Origin of the sequence: Pseudomonas sp. SK, from assembly GCF_012975065.1 — a bacterium.
Classification (GTDB): Bacteria; Pseudomonadota; Gammaproteobacteria; order Pseudomonadales; family Pseudomonadaceae; genus Aquipseudomonas; species Aquipseudomonas anuradhapurensis.
In genome coordinates this window covers 2,373,518-2,391,331 of sequence record NZ_CP051857.1, presented here as the reverse complement: position 1 = coordinate 2,391,331, position 17,814 = coordinate 2,373,518, and the positions used below count along the sequence as shown (strand labels likewise).

General features: G+C 62.1%; 14 protein-coding genes and 2 pseudogenes. 6 read left to right on the top strand and 10 right to left on the bottom strand.

The genetic code is table 11. From position 1 onward, the window contains the following. Positions 1 to 23 precede the first annotated feature (23 nt). Positions 24 to 404, top strand: coding sequence for a termination factor Rho (locus tag HG549_RS11035; RefSeq protein WP_170029524.1), 381 nt, complete (start codon positions 24 to 26; stop codon positions 402 to 404). Between the two features lie 98 nt (positions 405 to 502). Here the strand turns inward: HG549_RS11035 and HG549_RS11030 are convergent, their stop codons facing one another. Next, the gene (locus HG549_RS11030; protein ID WP_170029523.1) at positions 503 to 751 is read right to left on the bottom strand and encodes a hypothetical protein; all 249 of its coding nucleotides are present in this window, start codon (positions 749 to 751) and stop codon (positions 503 to 505) included. A 180-nt stretch (positions 752 to 931) separates the two neighbouring features. On the opposite strand from HG549_RS11030, the gene HG549_RS11025 reads away from it, so the two are divergent. Together HG549_RS11025 and HG549_RS11020 are read left to right on the top strand one after the other, a co-directional pair. Continuing rightward, the gene (locus HG549_RS11025) at positions 932 to 1,807 is read left to right on the top strand and encodes a universal stress protein (protein WP_170029522.1); all 876 of its coding nucleotides are present in this window, start codon (positions 932 to 934) and stop codon (positions 1,805 to 1,807) included. Between the two features lie 235 nt (positions 1,808 to 2,042). After that, positions 2,043 to 3,269: an MFS transporter gene (locus tag HG549_RS11020; protein ID WP_170029521.1), complete on the top strand. Its 1,227-nt coding sequence runs from the start codon at positions 2,043 to 2,045 to the stop codon at positions 3,267 to 3,269. Between the two features lie 6 nt (positions 3,270 to 3,275). On the opposite strand, the gene HG549_RS11015 is transcribed toward HG549_RS11020, so the two are convergent. Further along, complete coding sequence (locus tag HG549_RS11015) at positions 3,276 to 4,100, bottom strand: helix-turn-helix domain-containing protein (protein WP_170029520.1); 825 nt, start codon at positions 4,098 to 4,100, stop codon at positions 3,276 to 3,278. 190 nt (positions 4,101 to 4,290) lie between these two features. Here HG549_RS11015 and HG549_RS11010 point away from each other — a divergent pair, with 190 nt between their 5' ends. Beyond that, positions 4,291 to 4,719 (top strand): MAPEG family protein, encoded by a 429-nt coding sequence (locus HG549_RS11010; RefSeq protein WP_170029519.1) that lies wholly within the window; start codon positions 4,291 to 4,293, stop codon positions 4,717 to 4,719. Between the two features lie 33 nt (positions 4,720 to 4,752). On the opposite strand, the gene HG549_RS11005 is transcribed toward HG549_RS11010, so the two are convergent. Continuing rightward, positions 4,753 to 5,802: an alpha/beta fold hydrolase gene (locus tag HG549_RS11005; RefSeq protein WP_170029518.1), complete on the bottom strand. Its 1,050-nt coding sequence runs from the start codon at positions 5,800 to 5,802 to the stop codon at positions 4,753 to 4,755. A 120-nt stretch (positions 5,803 to 5,922) separates the two neighbouring features. Next, positions 5,923 to 6,729, bottom strand: a complete 807-nt coding sequence (gene dapF, locus HG549_RS11000; protein ID WP_170029517.1) for a diaminopimelate epimerase — start codon at positions 6,727 to 6,729, stop codon at positions 5,923 to 5,925. A gap of 228 nt (positions 6,730 to 6,957) precedes the next feature. Here dapF and HG549_RS10995 point away from each other — a divergent pair. Both HG549_RS10995 and HG549_RS10990 read left to right on the top strand, forming a co-directional pair. Next, positions 6,958 to 7,457 (top strand): annotated as a pseudogene (locus tag HG549_RS10995) (hypothetical protein). Between the two features lie 12 nt (positions 7,458 to 7,469). Further along, entirely contained in the window at positions 7,470 to 7,703 is a 234-nt protein-coding gene (locus HG549_RS10990) for a hypothetical protein (RefSeq protein WP_170029516.1), read from the top strand. Between the two features lie 229 nt (positions 7,704 to 7,932). On the opposite strand, the pseudogene HG549_RS10985 reads toward HG549_RS10990, so the two are convergent. The 6 genes and pseudogenes from HG549_RS10985 to HG549_RS10960 all read right to left on the bottom strand — a co-directional run. After that, positions 7,933 to 8,034, bottom strand: a pseudogene (locus HG549_RS10985) (RHS repeat domain-containing protein); the annotation flags it as partial. Between the two features lie 174 nt (positions 8,035 to 8,208). Then, positions 8,209 to 8,409 carry an RHS repeat-associated core domain-containing protein gene (locus HG549_RS26280; protein WP_372241572.1) on the bottom strand — a complete coding sequence of 67 codons (201 nt, stop codon included), beginning with the start codon at positions 8,407 to 8,409 and terminating at the stop codon, positions 8,209 to 8,211. Beyond that, a complete protein-coding gene (locus tag HG549_RS26275) occupies positions 8,325 to 8,573 on the bottom strand; it encodes an RHS domain-containing protein (protein WP_372241571.1) in 249 nt (82 codons plus the stop codon). Before HG549_RS26275 ends, HG549_RS26280 begins: the two co-directional genes overlap by 85 nt. 115 nt (positions 8,574 to 8,688) lie before the next feature. Beyond that, positions 8,689 to 8,991: a hypothetical protein gene (locus tag HG549_RS10970; RefSeq protein ID WP_170029514.1), complete on the bottom strand. Its 303-nt coding sequence runs from the start codon at positions 8,989 to 8,991 to the stop codon at positions 8,689 to 8,691. 1,032 nt (positions 8,992 to 10,023) lie between these two features. After that, the gene (locus tag HG549_RS10965) at positions 10,024 to 14,784 is read right to left on the bottom strand and encodes an RHS repeat-associated core domain-containing protein (protein ID WP_256666107.1); all 4,761 of its coding nucleotides are present in this window, start codon (positions 14,782 to 14,784) and stop codon (positions 10,024 to 10,026) included. Then, positions 14,781 to 17,756, bottom strand: a complete 2,976-nt coding sequence (locus HG549_RS10960) for a type VI secretion system tip protein VgrG (RefSeq protein WP_170029513.1) — start codon at positions 17,754 to 17,756, stop codon at positions 14,781 to 14,783. The genes HG549_RS10965 and HG549_RS10960 overlap by 4 nt, the downstream gene beginning before the upstream one ends. Positions 17,757 to 17,814 lie beyond the last annotated feature (58 nt).

The window sequence follows — 17,814 nt, the reverse complement described above, 5'->3', positions numbered from 1 at the left end:
AGCCCACAGCAGGAGTGAAGACCATGCCACGCGGCGACAAGGACAAATACACCGACAAGCAGAAGCGCAAGGCCGAACATATAGAGGAAAGCTACGAACACAAAGGCGTGCCCAAGGATGAAGCCGAAGCCCGTGCCTGGGCCACGGTCAACAAACAATCCGGAGGTGGCGAGAAGAAAGACGGCTCCGGCAGCAAGACCTCTTCTGCCGAGAAGAAAACCGCGCGCGCGGATTCGGCCAAACGCGCCGCCAAGTCACGTCAGGGCCATTCGCGCAGCTCGGGCGCCTCACTGCAAACCCAGACCAAGCAAAGCCTGATGAAGGAAGCGCGCAGCAAAGACATCAAGGGGCGCTCCAGCATGACCAAGGCCCAGTTGGTGGAAGCGCTGCGCAAGCACGCTTGAGGCACATCGAGACAAGGGGCGGCGGCCACCGTGCCGCCGGGGTCAACACTTGGCGCGCCCCGGTGGCAGCGGGGATTGCCAGCAGCATCCAGCGCGGTTCAGCCCATGGCCCCCAGGCCATTGCCGGCGATAGGCGTGGCATCGGCATCCGGACACCGGTTGCGGCATTCACATTCGAATTCAGCCTGTGCGCGAGTCGGCAGGTTCAGGCTCAGGCGAACCTTGTCTTGCGTGTCGTAGAGGTCGTAACCCTCCCCCAGGGCGGCAGGAAAGCCAAGCCGGCGAGGATAGGTCTCTTTCTTGAGTGGCACAGCGGGAACCACAACGAAGCGCGTCTGCATGATCATCCCCTTTCGGCAACACCTTAGTATTAGTATGGCTATGTGAAAGCATCAAGCTGGCTCATGCAAAAAATTGCCAGGCGCAGTGCTGAAGCCCTGTGCCGTACTCCTTTGATGTAAATCAAGCCGCCCAGCGGGGTTCGCGCGACGATGACTGCACGCACGGCTTTGGACAAGGAGCCCCACATGAGCCCGCTGAAACACATACTGGTAGCCACCGACCTGTCGCCCTCTGCCCGCAACGCGGCAGAGCGCGCGGCATACCTGAGCAAGGCGCACCAGGCGCCACTGGACCTGCTGTACGTTGCCAACCCGGCTCCCTTCGAGCGCCTGAAGCAGCTGGCTGCACCGGATGACGGCCTGTTGAAGCGCGTGCTGGATACCGCTGGCGAGAAAATTCGCGCATTGGCCGCGATGCTGTTCCAGCGCTACGACATTGGCGCCGGTGTGGAAGTCGCCAGTGGCTCGGTCACCGCCGAGATCACCCGCGTGGTGCAGGACAAACGCAGCGACCTGCTGGTATGCGGAGCGAAGGGCCAAAGCCTGGCACGCCGCCTGCTGCTGGGCTCGACGGTACAGAAAATGCTCGACCGCATGCCCTGCCCCGTGCTGGTGGTCAAGCAGGCACCGCGCGATACCTATCGCACCTTGCTGGTGCCGGTGGATTTTTCCTCGGCGTCGCTGCGCAGCCTCGAACTGGCCAGAACCATTGCGCCGCAGGCCGAGATCGTTCTGCTGCATGTGTACCAGGCCCCCTTCGAAAGCAGCATGCGCTTCACCAGCATCGATCACGACACCCTCAAGCACTATCGCAATGTCATCCGCCAGGATGCCCAGCAGCAACTCGCGGCCTTGAGCGCACTCGCCGGGCTGGCCGAAGCCCGGCAGATCGTGCTGCACGGGGACCCGGCGTGGCGCATTGCCGAACAGGAACAGGCGCTGGAATGCGACCTGATCGTGGTTGGTAAACAGGGGCAAGGCGCACTGGAAGAACTGTTGATCGGCAGCGTCACCCAGCAGGTGCTGAACGAGTCCCAATGTGATGTACTGGTCGCGCCGTAACCTGCCGTGAGGTGGAGGACAGCCGTCCTCCATTTCGGCGGGCGGTAGCCTGCCGCTTTATACCCCAGGCCAACAACGGGTGCTGCGCGCAAGGCGTTGCATCGATCGCATTGATGATTACTATCGAGCGACGCGCCTGTTGGCCTGGCAAAACCGCCCCGTACAATCGCTTTCAGATTCTTCCCCGCTCCTAGCGCCTGCTTCAGGCGACATCTCCCTTCCGGAATCCAAGACCATGGAAAATTCCAGCCAGGCTCCTCGTGGCCTGCCCGAACATGCGCAACAAAGTGTCAAACAACAGTGGCTGGCGATTCTCTCGGTCGCAGTCGGCGCCTTCGCGCTGGTGACCAGCGAGTTTCTGCCGGTGGGTGTACTCAACGACGTGGCCAGCGACCTCGGCATCAGTGCCGGCCACGCCGGCCTGATGGTGACCCTGCCCGGCATCATGGCCGCCCTTGCCGCGCCGTTGCTGTCGGTGGGCATTGGCGCCCTGGACCGTCGCTACCTGCTGATCGGCCTGACACTGATCATGATTATCGCCAACGCCGTGGTGGCCTATGCCAGCGACTTCAGCCTGCTGCTGTTCGGGCGCGTGCTGCTGGGCATCAGTATCGGTGGCTTCTGGGCGACCGCCATCGCCCTCAGCGGGCGCCTGGCCCCCAAGGGCGTGGGCGTTGCCCAGGCCACCTCGATCATCATGGTCGGGGTGACCCTGGCCACCGTGCTGGGCGTGCCGGTAGGCACCTGGCTGAGTGGCCTGATGGGCTGGCGCATGACCTTCCTGATCACCGCGCTGCTGGGTGTCCCGGTGCTGCTGGCGCAGGTACTGTTGCTGCCCCGGCTCAACCCGGACAAGGCCATCCGTATCAGCGACCTGCCGGCCCTGTTCATCAACCCACTGGCGCGCGTCGGCCTGATCGCCGTCCTGCTGATCGGCCTGGCGCACTTTGCCGCGTACACCTATGTGGCGCCGTTCTTCAAGCAAAGCTCCGGCTTCGATGGGCCGACCATTGGCTCGTTGCTGTTGCTGTATGGCGTGGCCGGGGTAATCGGCAATCTGTTTGCCGGTTTTGCGGCCAACCGCAGCGTGCGCCATACCCTGCTGCTGGTCGCGGTGATGATCGGCACCAGCACCGCGCTGTTCCCGCACTTCGCCACCGGCCTCAGCGGTGCCGCGATGCTGATCGGGCTGTGGGGCTTCGCCTTCGGTGCGTTCCCGGCCTGCGCCAGCATCTGGATGTTCGTGGTCGCACCGAAGGATGTCGAACGTGGCATGCCGCTGTTCGTTGCCATGTTCCAGGTGATCATTGCGCTGGGCTCGTTCTTCGGCGGGCGCATCGTCGACCAGCTGGGCAGCGCGGTGCTGTTGAGCCTGGCCACGGCGCTGGTCGGCTGTGGCTTCGCCACGGTGCTGGTGCTGGGGCGTAATGTCAGCAACAGCCTGGCGGCGCAACCCGGCTGAGGGCCATCAGCGATAGCCGTGTGCCAGGTTCCACTGCTCGAACGCCTGCGCCATCCGTTGCCGGGTCGACAGGTCGGCGGGTATCAAATGTTCGATTCGCAGTGACTCCACGGTAATGTCCAGTGGCATGCCGAAGGTGGTGAAGGTAGAGACGAAACTCAACTCACCATTTGCCGTGCACACACGCGTCAGCAGCATCGGGCTGGTAACCGTTGCCTGCATGGCATTACCCGGGGGCGGAAGGCTGCTCAGGCGCTTGGCAAGGGCCGGATTGCAGGCCGACTCCCGGGCCGCACGGTGCCAGGCAGCGGCACGGACCTCCTGCGCATTTGCCAAGCGGTCACCCAGCCCCCCGGGGCTGAGCAGCGTCTCCAGCAAGTTGAGGCCTGCCGCCGAATCCTGCGGTATGCCGGCCATGGCCAACAGCAGGCCGGTGCTGACATTGGCAGCTGTGATGTCCCAGTTGTTGTCGAGGACGATGGCAGGCACCGGATTGTTCGCCTGCAGGATCTGCTCGATGGCCGCGTGAACTACATCCAGGGCGGGCGATTCGAGCGGCGTTGCGGCGTAGCGAGGGGCATAGCCAGCAGCGAGAAACACTTCGTTGCAGTACTCCAGCGATGCCCCCAGGGCCGAAAGCACGGCGTGCAAGGTACCGGGGCTCGCTCTGGCGCGGCCAGTTTCGACACAGCTGAGGTGGCGTTGGGAAACGCCGGCCATGAGCGCAAGGTCCAGCTGACTGAGCCCCGCCTGACGGCGCAGGTTGCGCACATGCTGACCCGCCGTCGTAGTTGGGGTGACGGTCTTCTGGTAGTACCGCAAGCGATCCATGCCTTACCTCCGATTAATCCTTGTGTCCTGTGTCATGACCTCACAGGTCATTGAGCGTAAAGCACCCTGTCCGTACTGTGCCAGCAAACCCTACCGAGGACAGGACCATGGCAGTTCGCCTGTTTGCGCTGGCTTCTTTGCCGCTTTTTTCGCTGTTTCCCTATCCCACCATTGACCGGAGGCGCCAGGGATGACCAGTGCATTGACGGTCTATGCATCATGCGTGGTGGTGCTGTTCCTGAAGATGTTTGCGGTGTCCTGCTACCAGGGCTTGTTCCGGTTGCGTCACAAGGCATTCACCAATGCAGAGGATGCCGCTGTGTTCAAGCGGGCAGCTCAGGGCCAGGAGCTGGCGCAAGTCATCCGAGGCAGCCGGGCATGGGCGAACGACCTGGAAAACATTCCGGCGTTCTTCGCGCTCGGTGGGCTGGCCATTGCCCTGAATGCCCCTGCACCCGTGACGGCCAGTCTGAGCATTGTGTTTACCGTCGCCAGAGTACTGCACACCCTGGCCTACCTGAAGGGCATCCAGCCTTGGCGAACGGTCTGCTACGGTGTCGGCATCTTCTGTTTGCTGGGGCTCTGCGCATCGCTCATGAAGACCCTGCTATCGCCGTGATCGAGCCGGCCAGGTGTCAACTGTCCAACGGCCTCAGCGATCAGCCATGGCGAAATGCTGCTGCAGGAAGCCACTGACCAGTGAGGCAATCTGCAACTGGATCTGCGTCCGCGTGCGGGCGCTATTACCATCTTGGCAAATAACGCCGTCCCCAGCCGCGTCCTCTTCAAGCAACGCCACCGCACCTGGTTTGCACGGCGACAGGAAGCTGAAGTGGCTGGTGTCCGCGATCTCGACATAACGGCTGGTCGCCGCAGGCAGGCGCTTGGCCAGGTCGGCAGACTCCAACTGCGCCGGGAGGTCTGCCGAAGGCGCACCCGCCGCAATCACCAGCGCCGGCACCGGCAGTGCCGCCAGGCTTTCATCGCTCAGGCCCCGTGACAGGCCAAGATCCAGGGTAACGATGGCGGTGACACGGTCGTCGCGCAGATCGCCGCCCAGGCGTGCCTGCGATACCGGGTCGCGGTCGGGATTGATCTGTTTGTAAACGCTGCAACTGGACAACTGCGGATGGGTGACGCAGTCCTGGGCGAAGCGCGTGGCATCGAACCGGGCGCCGGCGATTTCCAGCGCCGTCCAGCCCCCCAGGGAATGGCCGACCACCGCGACCTGCCCTTTCGCCACCCGTCCAACCTGGCCCGCCCGGGCCATCACCGCATCAATGGCCCGGCGCAGGTCGATGGGGCGCTGCCACAACTGTGCCGCGGCCGCAGGGCCGCGATCGCGGGTGGTGGTGCCGGGGTGGTTGACCGCCGCCACGATGAAGCCTTGGTGGGCCAGTGCACTGGCCAGCCACGACTGGTTGCCCCAGTTTCCGCGAAAGCCGTGGGAAAGCACCACCAGCGGGTATGTGCCTGCAGCTGGAGGTGCGTCGTGCACGGCGAGGTCACCGACGAACACTGCGGTATCAGCGACCAGCCGGGGTGCGGCAGTGGTCGTACTCGGGTACCAGATGACCAGCTCCAGCGGGCGGGCATTGTGCTCGTCCGATAATGTCGAGGCATGGAAGCCGATGGTCTTGTAGCCAGCGAATGCCGGTAGCTGCAGGCTAATGAAGAGCAGCAGGCCGAGGACTGTTTTCATTGTTTTTGTCTTCCTTGACGGGGTTCAGTGTCGAGAGGATGCGAACCGTGCGCAGGCACCATACCAGCCATGCTGGCGGCACACCCATACATTTGCGCAGCGGGGTTGCGATGAGCGCATTCAGCCGATCTGTGACAGACACTCTTGATCCAGCCAATACCGCCCAATCTTGCACACCGGGCCCTGCATGAGGACGTTGTAGGCATCATCGAGCTCGATGGTGATTTGCCCCCCCGGCATGTGCACGGTCACCTGACCATCAACGAACCCAAGCCGATGTGAGACTGCCGCAGCGGCACAACTGCTGGTGCCCGAAGACAGGGTGTAGCCCACGCCACGCTCCCAGATCTGCACCGTCAGGTTTCGGCGATCCACAACGTTGACGAATTGGACGTTGGTTCTGTCTGGAAAAAGTGCCAAGTGCTCAATGATTGGCCCGAATCGGCGTGCGAGTGTCTCGGTGGGTTGCTCGACGAACACTACGCAATGGGGGTTGCCCATCGATACGGGGTTCAGTTGCAATTGCATGCCATCGACGTCCACTGCGTGGCGTTCGGTCTCGGGGAATGCCGCCATGCCCATGGCGATGGAAATGCGTCTTCCGTGGTCGAGTACCTGGCAATGAACCTTGCCGCCTTTGGTTGCCAGTTCGAACGCTTCGTCTGTAACGATGCCCTGGTCCCAAAGGTAGCGACACAGGATTCGCAGGCCGTTGCCGCTCTTCTCCGCCTCGGAGCCATCGGTGTTGAAAATACGCACCGAGAGCATTTTGCCTGGCGCGATGACAGGCACCAGGATGCCGTCACTGCCCAGTCCTTTATGCCGATCGCATATCACCGAGATAGCCGGGGTCGAGAAATCGAATGGGGTATCGTCGTGGTAGACGAGATAGTCGTTGCCAGCTGCGTGATATTTTACGAACTGCATGAGTTGGGGCACCAGGACGATTCGGGGCGGGAAATGATGAAGTGTGGCTGAAACATAGCACACGACCGTTGCGCCGTTAGCGGGCCCTGGGTGGGGGCGTCACGTTGGCCAGAGCAAACGTTATGAGTACCGGCAAGCGCGGGAGGGAGCGCACCGTGCGAGGCTGCGAATTTGCATCTGGATACCCGGTTGTTCAAAATTAGTGTCTGTTACGAAAGGATGCGTTGAATGAAATTTGAAGGAATATTTCAGTACATGGGCAACCACGGGATCGTGTTCAGCGTCTCGCAGATCACCCTTACCGACAGTGAACGCGGCCGCTTGCGCGAGCTGCATTTCGGCGAAGCAAAGCGCGCCCATTTTCAAGTCAATAGCAAAGTCGTAGAAATATACGACAAGATGCAGGCAAAAAACCTGCCCTGCGTGATGATGGTCGGCATTTCCCAACCGCTGACCCGTCAACAAGCAGACACTCTCAATACCCAGCGCACCAGCATTGCCAACCTGGCTCTGTCCGCCTTCGGTGGGGCTGCCCGTACCGTGGGCAATCTGGCCGGGCCACTAGCAGGGCTCGCCGCCGGCACTGCTGTAGGGATGGGGTGCGCTCTTACGTTAATGACGTTTTACCCACTTACCATGCTGGCGACGTTATCGTGAGTATTCAGGCGCAGGTGAATGGTGGGATTGGCCCGCAGCGTACTGCTGAGTCACTGATCATCAGGGCTTGATAGGAGGTGCACATGTCCGAACCTATCCAGGTAGTCATCTTCGTTGCGCTGGCTTTTCTATTTGAACGAGTCCTTAAACCATACCGGCTGCGTAAGTGGCTAGGCGTTGCAATGATCATTGCTGGGCTGATTGGTAGCGTTGCGCTGAGCCGGACCCATTTGCAGGGCTTTGACCTGGGGTTGATGTCTGCCCTTGCTGTGCTGGTCGGCATCGGGTTGTTTCTGACTAGACGACGATTTGAGTAGACGCTTGTAACCCATGCTGAACGGCAACTCTGGGTTGAAAGCTGCCGAGTCGTGGGTGACCGTTTTCTGTCCATGGCTGCCGGTCAGTCTCGGCGGAAAACGGACAATATCGGCTTGTCGCAGCAGACCGGATCTACCTAAATGCAGCCAGTATCCACACTTCCTGATTGAAGGAATGGCTGGAGCAGCTGAATCGATGTGCTGCATCGTGGAACTATTGCAGCTTGCTGGCGGCATTGATGGCCTTGACCAAGCCGGCCGGGGTGTAGGCGAATTCAGTCTTGTTGCCCAACGAGTCGACGGTCTCGACCAGGTTGCCGCGCTCGTCGTAGGCGAAGCGATCCCCTGGCACGTGTGCAGGCTTGCTACCGATCAGCGCGCGAGCCTGTTGATGTGGAAGTCACACCCTTGCGCCTGCCCCCAGAACGTAACGGCGGCAATCCCCACCACCAACACCGCCCCCCCATAGGTAGTTGACAACATCAGTATCGACAGGCGCTTGTTCTCAAATCTGAAAACCCGCCGGTACATGCACACCCGGCATATTGGCAAACGGTGCATCCCACAAGCCCAACGGGTCCGCCCGCATAGCAGGTGTGCTGCTGGCATAACTGTAAACGTTCATCCCACCCTGCATCCCAATCGGGTCCCTGGACACATAGCGCCCCATCTTCGGCTCGTAATAACGATAACGGTTGTAGTGCAGCGCCGTTCCGGGTCCTGATACTGCCCCTGGAAGCGAATCGGATTGCTCACCCCCTGCAATCTGGCTTGTTCCGTACGCTCCTCGCGCACCTCCCCCCACGCCGTGTACTGCGCACTCCAGACCACGTCCCCCTGCTCATCGGTGAGTTCCTGGGGCGTGCCCAGATGGTCACAGCGGTACCAGGCAATGGCGTCGAAGGCCCGTGGTATTTATTCGGTTTACCACAGGGGCGCGCGGGCGAATTCAACAGTCCAAGAGCACCTGTAGTACACCGAAATTTTACAGGGTTGACCATCTACCGCTCAGCTTGAAGACACACCCCTCAGAGAGCCCCCAGTAATAAAGCCCAAATGACAAAAGCAAAATCAACGTACTCCCAAACACACCAATAAACACTACCCAAAATAGCATTTTATGCTCACGTGCAAATGCGCGCCGATACACTTCAAGCAACCCACCCACCGTATTAAAATCAATTTTTTCCCTTTTCGCGTAAACGGCCATATACATAATGGCCAGAAAAAGCATAAGCATACAAAGCGCAAACAACAGCTTCCTTGCAATGTCAATTGCATCACACATACACAGACCTCAATAAGCCACATTCAAACTGGGATTTAAGGGTGCTTTTATTTCAGGACCAATACCTGGCCCAATACCGATATAGATATCAGGATAAGTTGAAGTTTGGGTAGCCTCGATATTCAGAAGCCCTAACCCCACCGCTCCCCCTAGTGCGACCGGTAACGGCTTTGCGTTAGGGTCTGCGATCTTCAAGCCACAGCTTGCAGAAGCACGTGCGGCAATCGTGGACGTCTGGAAACTACCGGTAGCTCCCACTCCACTACGCGAGTTGACAGCGACGCTACCGGACAAGCCAATACCTGACGCTCCTGTCAGGCCCGCCTTGCATTCAAAAGTCGCCACCGACACAGGTGTGTGGAGGCGCCATCGCTTTGGAAATTTCCTCCGGAGACTCGCCTTTCTGCATCATCCAGGCCCCCAAAGGAGCACGCTGCGCGGCCCCAGGCATGTCCATCCCAAAGAGCCTAGTGGATCCGCTCGCATAGCCGATATGTTACCTCACATAACTGTAAAACGTTCATCCCCCCTGCATCACAATCGGGTCCCTAGACACATAGCGTCACATCTTCAATTCGTAATAGCGATAGCGGTTGTAGTGCCTTGTGGCGACTATTTCCCATTCTGCGTTGGCAAGTTCGTATCGCTTGGACATGCCAGAACCCCTCGATTGAAAGACAAGAATTCCAAGGAAAGTCAGCCCCCCAGAGGCTACGGCGAGATTTCAAAGATTTTTCATGGAGACCTAAAAAACGCAACCCCTACTCCCACCCCAGTAATACAACGCTATAGAAGCCAACCACAGAATCATATTCCCACCCATCACCAACAGAAACACTAGAGAGAAGCGTCTACTTTCAAACTGAAATATCCTCCTATAAATATCCATCATCCCAAAGAAAGAATTAAAATCTACACCTTTGCGCCTTGCATACTCAGCAGAAGAAAACACAAGCAACGCCCCACTAAACATGAACAAATAAAATGAAAACTCTCTGAAATAATATATATATTCACACATTAACAACTTACTCACTGGAAATTTATGGATGGATTTATCGGAGACTTCACCTCATACCCAACCCCCGGCCCTACACCCATATAAATATCTGGCCATGAAGATGTCTGGGTCACCTCTACGTTAAAGATACCAACACCAAAAGCAAACCCTAATGCAGCAGGTAACGGCTTCGCGTCTTCAGCAGAGAATTTCAAACCGCAACTCGCGCTCACACGGTTCGCAATAGTCGATGTCTGGAAACTACCCCACTTCGACACACCGCTTTTCTCATTCACAGCCACGCTTCCTGACAATCCAGCTCCAGCAGCAATGACAATTGACGCCTTACATTCACCCGTTGCTATCGGCCTGGGCGGCGGCGGCGCCATCGCTCGAGCAACTGCATCCGGCGACTCACCATTATTCATCATGTGATTACCCAACGAAGCACGCTCCTGCACGCCCGGCATGTTGGCAAACGGTGCATCCCACAAGCCCAATGGATCCGCTCGCATAGCAGGTGTGTTCCTCACATAACTGTAAACGTTCATCCCACCCTGCATCCCAATCGGGTCCCTGGACACATAGCGTCCCATCTTCGGTTCGTAATAGCGATAGCGGTTGTAGTGCAGCGCCGTCTCCGGATCCTGATACTGCCCCTGGAAGCGAATCGGGTTGCTCACCCCCTGCAATCTGGCTCGCTCCGTACGGTCTTCGCGTATTTCCCCCCACGCGGTGTACTGCGCACTCCAGACCACGTCCCCCTGCTCATCGGTGAGCTCTTGGGGCGTACCCAGATGGTCACAGTGGTACCAGGCAATGGCGTCGAAGGCCTGCGGTTTGACCTCGGTGTGCCACAACGGGTCTTGGTCAAAGTCGTACTCGCGCCCAGACCAGTCCGGTTGTTTGAACAGGCGAACCGGGCGGTTGTGCAGGGCTTGGGCGACCGGCACGAAGCTGCCGGGCTCGTACAGGTAGTGCACGGTGCGGCCGGTATCGCCCTCATCCAGCGGCGGCGAGCTTTCCCAGGCCAAGGTTTCGCCGTCCCAGCCATATAGGGTGAAGCCGCAGTGCAATTCACGCTGGCGCCTGGCCCGCTCCAGCTGGTTCCAGCCGGTGCCGGCTTCGGGCTTGTCCCTGTAATGGGCGAGCGAATGTTTGTGCAGGCGACGGCCCAGGGCATCATAGCTGTATTCGACCTTGAGCCTATCGTCGTTGTAACGCACCAGCCGGTTGAACAGGTCCCAGGTGAAGTGCGCTTGCGCAGCGTCTTGCAGGCGATGGCTCAGGTTGCCGCGCTCGTCGTAGCGGTAATGGCTGCCGGCATACGATCGCAGCAGGTTGTCCATCACCTTGTTGCGCCGGGCGTCCTCTTCCAGGGGACGGTTGAGCTGCTGGGTTTCATCCAGCAGGTTGCCCGCAGGGTCGAAGGCAAAGGTTTCAGCGCCCAGGCGGCTGTTGGCCTGAAGCAAGCGGCCCAGGGGGTCGTATTGATACGCCAGTTGGCCACGGCGGCTGTCGTGGATATCGGTCAACTGCCCCACCGGGTCGTACCCATATTGGCGCTTGAGCAGGGCGGTCTTGCCGTCATGGCTGCCGAGCCATTGCTCTTCGGGGCGCCCCGTCTTGCCCCAGCGCTGCATCTGCATGAGCTTGTTGCCTTGGTGGCGCACGACTTCGCGGTGCAGGTCGTCGCGCTCGTAGGCGAGCATTTCGTGCTGATCGAGGGTCATGCCCAGCAGGTGGCCGCTGCCGTAGGTCAGCCAGCTGACCTTGTGCCCGTCGGGACGGATGGTGACGGTGCGTCGGTTCAGCGCATCGTACTCGTGGCGCCATACCGCCACCATCGGGTCGCCGGTCATCAGGTAGTGCTGATGCTCGCGGGTCAGGTTGCCGGCGTCATCGTAGAACCACTGCAGCTTGCTGACGGCATTGAGCGCCTGGATCAGCTTGCCGTTGCCATCGTAGGCGAAGGTTTCGCTTTGCTGCTGATCGCCCTGGCTTGCGCAGCGCTCGACCAGGCGCCCCATGGCATCGAAGCGCAGGCCGATGCGGCGCTGGCCAACCTGGCTGCTCGCCAGCCGACCGCTGCTCGGGTCGTACTGGTAGCGAGTGGTCAGGCCATCGAAGCCAGTCTCTTCCAGGCGGCGCCCGGCTAAGTCGTAAACGAAGCTGGCACGGCTCTCGTTCTGGTTCTCCAGGCTGACCAATCGACCGAGCTTGTCCCAGCGGTAGCGCAGCCTGTGCTCCAGCGCATCGACACGCTCGGCGAGCATCCCGGCACGGGTATAGCTCCAGGTGGTACAACGGTCCAGCGCATCGACATGGGCCAGCAACCGGCCTTCGGCATCGCGTTCGAAACGCTCCTCGGTCAGGTCCGCATGGGTTACCTTGCTCAACTGCCCCGCCTTGTAGGCGTACTGGATGCTCTCCCCCAGCGCATTGCTGGCCTGCACCAGCCGCCCCAGTTCGTCGTACTCCCATTTACTGGTCTTGCCGGAGCAGTCGGTGTACTCGAGCAGTTGCCCGGCGTCGTTGTACGCCAACTTCTTCTCGTTGCCGTTGGCGTCCTTGATCGCCTTCAACAATCCCGTCGAGGTATAGGCAAACTCGGTCTTGTTACCCAGTGGGTCGACCGTTTCGACCAGGTTGCCGGCGTCGTCGTAGTCGCGTAGCCATAGGCCGCCTTCGGCATCGCTGATCTTGATCAGCTGGTCCTTGTCGTCGTAGGCGTAGTGCACCACGCTATGGTCGGCGCGGATGTGCTGCAGGCGGTTGCTGCGCTCATCGTAGATGTAGCGGTCCTGGCTGCCGTCGGCGTGCAGGTGGCGGATCACGTTCTTGCGCGCGTCGCGGAACAGCCACTCGGAGCGCTCGTCGGCGTGCTGGATGCGGTAGGTGTAGCCTTCGGCGTCGTAGTAGTGGCGGGTCTGGGCGCCGTGGGCATCGGTCACGGTGGTCAGGCGGATATGTTCGTCCCACTTCAGGCGGGTTTCGAAACTGCCGTCGTCGGCCCATTCGCGGATCGCCCGGGCGTGCGGGCTGCTGCCGTCCCATTCCAGGTTGAGGCCGCGCTCGGTGCGGTCGGTGTAGCGGGTGATCAGGTGGTGCTGGTACTGGTAGCGCCAGGCGGCGCCGTGCTCGTCCTGGGCGGCGATCAGGTCGCCCTGGTCATCGTAGTGGTAGGCACACAGCTGGCGCAAAGGCTTGCCGTCGACCACCTGCCACAGACCCTGGAGATGGCCGTGCTCATCGAGCAGCGTGCCCAGTTGCAGGTGGACTTTGCTCGGGTCGTTGTCGGCGTAGGTGTTGATGTCCGACAGCACCGGGCGGCCGTTGTGGCTGTGCTCGTAGTGCAGCATCGCGCCGACGCCGTTGCGCATGCGGATGTGCACCAGGTGGAAACGATCGCCGACGCGCTCGTAGGTCTCGTGGCGCTCCTGCCCGCGGGACAGGATGAGCTGGGTGTCGGTGGTGCGGGTCAGGCCATGGTACTCGACCGCGTCGTAATGGGTTTTGCCGACCTTGGGCAGCGGGTAGGCGTGGCTGCGGCCGTCGATATCGTGCAGCAGCAAGCCATCGTCCTGCACATCGATGCAGGTGGTGAACGCGGTGATCCAGCGGGCGCCGAGGCTGCCGCTGTCGAGGGCGGCCAGGCGCGAGTGGTAGGTGCGGGTCCAGGTGATCGGGAACGGCCCGGGCAGGCTGAAATCGGTATGCTGCAGGGTCTCGCTGCCCAGGGCGAAGTTGATGCTGTTGCAGGTGTTGGCCGGGGCGCCGTTCTTGCACGGGTTGGCGGCCTGGGAGGCGGGCATCTGCTCCTTTTGGGTTTCCAGTTTGCCTTCGGCCAACTGGTGGCGAGCCTTGCTGGTGCCGCCCGCCTTGACGTTGGCTACCACCTGTTGCGGGTTGCGTTGGCGCCACTGCTTGACGCTGCTGGCCAGGGTCAGGCGCAGGGCCTCGATGGAACAGGGGCTGCCGGCATCGCCCAGCTTGAGGATCTCGCCGCGCACCAGCGGGGCCAGCACGCGCAGGCGGGCGCTGTGGGCCAGCAGTTCGGTCTTGCCAGCGGTGCTGAGCGCGAGGCTGACGTCGGCGCTGGTCATGCCTTTGCCGGCGCTCTTGTAGGCGTTGAAGGCAGCGGTCAAGTAGTTGCCAATGCTGGCTTGCGGGTCATGCAGCAGCAGGCTGCCCCCGCCACCGGCCACCACGCTGGCGGCGGCCGGACCGGCGGCCAGGGCGGCCAGGCCGCCGGCGATGTCGAGGATCAGTTGCTCGCCGAGGGTGGCGGCCTCGGCCAGTGCGGCCTTGAGATTGCCCGCGGCCTGGCCGACGAAGTCGTCGATGCTGCCGACGATATCGGCGTTGAGGTGGCCGACCATCAGCTCGATCAGTGCATCGCCCAGCACCTGCTTGCCCTCCTGGCGCACGATGAACAACATCGGGCGCAGGGCCATGCGGGCCGCCGCGGCGCTGGCGGGCGAGGTGACCAGGCCGATCAGGTTGATGCCGTAGGTGGCGCAATCGATCGGGTCGGGCACCTTGTTGCGGGTGAGGATGGCGATATCGCCCAAGGCATCCACCAGGGCGATGATGTTGCCCGCCACAGCCACATTGCCGGCCACGCCCTTGAGGCGTTCGAGGGTGACGAAGCTGGCGCTGGTATTGCGCAGCCAGGTATCGAACACCACCGCGCCACGGCCGACGTCCTCGATCTGCACCTCGGCCAGTGGGGTGATCGCAACCTGAGGGGCACGGGCGTATTCGTTTGTTGCGGCATTCTGTGCAGTCATGAGATCAGCTCGCCTGGCATCAGGTCAGTCAGGGTATTCAGGCTCGGCGCCTTGAAGTCGGGGAGTTTGGGCAGGGTCGGCAGCTTGGGCAGGCTGGCCATGGCGCCCTGGACGGCGGCGCCTGCCTTGCCGGCGGCGCCCAGTGCACCAGAAGCGGCCGGCAGCGCCGAGCTGACGGCAGAGGCCAGTTGCGGCAGTCCGGCCACGCCGCCCTTGAGCGCGGCTTGCACCTGCTGCGCGCTTTGCAGGGTATTCTGCCCGGTCTTTAGCAGGCCCATGCCGGTCTTCGCCGCGCTCATGCCACTACCGGCCAGTTGCCTGGCCTTGTCCAGCATGCCTCCGCTGCCGTCGGGGGCGAGCTTGGCGTACATCGACTCGAGCAGCGACGGCGTGCCCGCTTCGGTCGCCGCCAGCTTCGGCCAAGGCAGGCCCTTGACGAAGCTGCCGAGGCTCCAGGTGTCCACGGTGTCGAGGCCGAATTTCGCCGTGGCCGGCCCCGGCGCCGCGCCGGACACGGCATTGAAGCCCTGCCCGTCCAGCGTGCCCTTGAGCAGCGTGCCCAGGGCGTCGGTGACTTCGTAGTCGCCGGCCTGGATGCCCTTGCTGTTGGCGTACAGGTTGAACAGTTCCAGCGCGCCCTTGCCGGGCTTGGGCGGTTCGGGGAAGGCGCCGGCCTTGCTCGCCGCGCCGATATGGGCGAACTGCGCGGCGTGGGCGGTGTAGTTGGCGCTGGTGACGTGGGTGATGCCGCCGGCGTTGTAGGTGGTGGCACTGCCGCCGCCCTGCACCACCAGTTCGGTCTTGGCCTTGAGGATGATGCGGTCGGCGTTGGCGGTGATGTCGAGCTTGGCCAGCAGGTTGATGCTGTCCTTCAGCGCACGGAAGTCGATGTCGCCTGCAGCCGCCACCAGACGGAAACCGAGGCTCTGCACGAACAGGCGCATGCCCTGGCTGGCGCTGGCCAACAGGCGCTTGCCGATCGACAGGCTGGTGTGCCCGGTACTGCTCAGCGCCAGGTGGCTGCCGCTGGCGAGGTGGTTCGGGCCGGGGGTGGTCAGGGCGATGCCGGCCGGGCTGGACACCACAAGGTGCGGCTGGGTGAATTCGGCGAACTCGTTCTTGGTCAGGTCGCCTGGGCCACTGCCGAGGATACCTTGGTGCTGGGCGTGCAGGTCCTTGGCCACGGCGTCCTGGTCGCCGGGCTCCTGGGCCTGCATCTGCTTGGCCAGCTGCGCCAGGCTGTCCTGCTGCTCGCTGGCGGTGGCCAGGCGTTCGGCGGTTTCGGGCAAGTCCTTGTGGTGCCTGGCTTCGTTCGGGCGCGGTTCGGTGGTGAGCAGCAGACCGCCGGCGGCGCGCACGGCGCCGTGGCGATCGGTGCGCAGCTCGAAGCCTTCACCCCGTGGCGCGCCGCCGCTCGGCCGTGGGTGGGTCAGGTAGCCGAGGTTCAGGGCACTGGCGCCGTGGTCGCTGCGCAGGGCGATGCTGATCTCGCTGGTGGTGTCGTCGATGCGCAGTTCGTTGTTGCGGCTGCCCTTGTATTCCTTGCTCTTGATGGTGGCCAGGGTCTTCAGCTCGGGCAGCTTGTAGTGCGGCATGTTCACGCCGTGGTACAGGCAGCCGGTCACCAGCGGCTGGTCGGGGTCGCCTTCGAGGAAGCTGACCAGCACTTCCATGCCCACCCGCGGCAGTTGCAGGCCGGCGATGCCCTGCCCGGCCCAGCTCGACGCCACGCGCATCCACACGCTGGATTTGTCATCGGCCTGGCCTTCGCGGTCCCAGAAGAACTGCACCTTGATCCGGCCATATTCGTCGCAGTAGATCTCTTCGCCTTCGGGGCCGCTGACCACCGCGCGCTGCTCGCCCAGCACCTTGGGCTTGGGGTGGTTCAGCGGCGGGCGATAGGGTTGCTCCCAGGGCGTGACCACGAAGACGTTGCGGTAGCCCTGCTGGAACCCGTCGAAACGCGGGTCGACGTCGCTGGTGATGGCTTCTTCCAGCACCTGCGGCTGGCGGCCCTGGTGGCGCACCTCGGTGAGCAGCCACAGGTCGTTCCACTGGGCGTTGGGGTGGCTGGCCAGGGTCAGGAAGTGCCCGCTGGCCAGCAGCGGCTGGTCGCTCTGGCCCTCGGCCTGGCGGTAGTCGCTGCGGTGGCGCTCCAGGGCGCGGGTAGCCAGGTGCTTGCCGCGCGAGCGGTCGAGGAAGCGACCGGGATAGTCGTAGTCTTCCAGGGCCGGCTCGGCGTGGCTGTCGGCGGCGCCTTCGAGCTGGATCAGCGGCTTCTTGAAGTCGTAGTCACGGCGGGTGACGCTGCTGGTGCGGGTTTCCACGCGCAGGCCGAAGCGCTTGATCATCGGCGTGTCGGCGACCAGCCCGGAGTCGTGCTGGAACTGTACGGGGGCCAGTTTCGGGAACACCGTCTGGTCGTCGCCGAACACCAGCTGGTGGCCTTCGGCGCTGTGGCGGAAGTGGTAGTGGATGCCCTCTTCTTCACACAACCGCTGGATGAATTGCAGGTTGGACTCGTCGTACTGCACGCAGTACTCGCGGTCCGGGTAAACGGCGCCCAGCTGGAACTGGTAGGCGTTGGCGAGGATGCCATGCTCTTCCAGCACCTGGGCGATGATCTTCGGCACGTTCATGTGCTGGAACATGCGCTGGTTGATACGGTGGGCCAGGTAGGCCAGCTGCGGGCGCAGGGTCACCTGGTAGCGGGTCAGGCGCTTGCCCGCCTCGCCTTGCGCGGCGCGGTAGATCAGCCCATGCAGGCCGCGTCCGGCGTCGCCCAACTGAAGGAACGCGGGCTTGTGCAGCAGGCTCTCCAGGTCCAGCGAGGGACGTTCGCTGACCAGCTCCAGGTCGATGGCGTAGGGCTGGCTGATGGCTTCCTTGCCGTCGAAGGCGAGGACCTGGAAATCGTGCTCCAGGCCGTCGATGTGCAGGCTGAAATGGGTCTGGTTTGCGGCGGCAAACATCCTTGTCCCTCTTTCCTGGGGAGTGAAACGACCTCGAGGTAGCGCGCCGCGCGGGCGG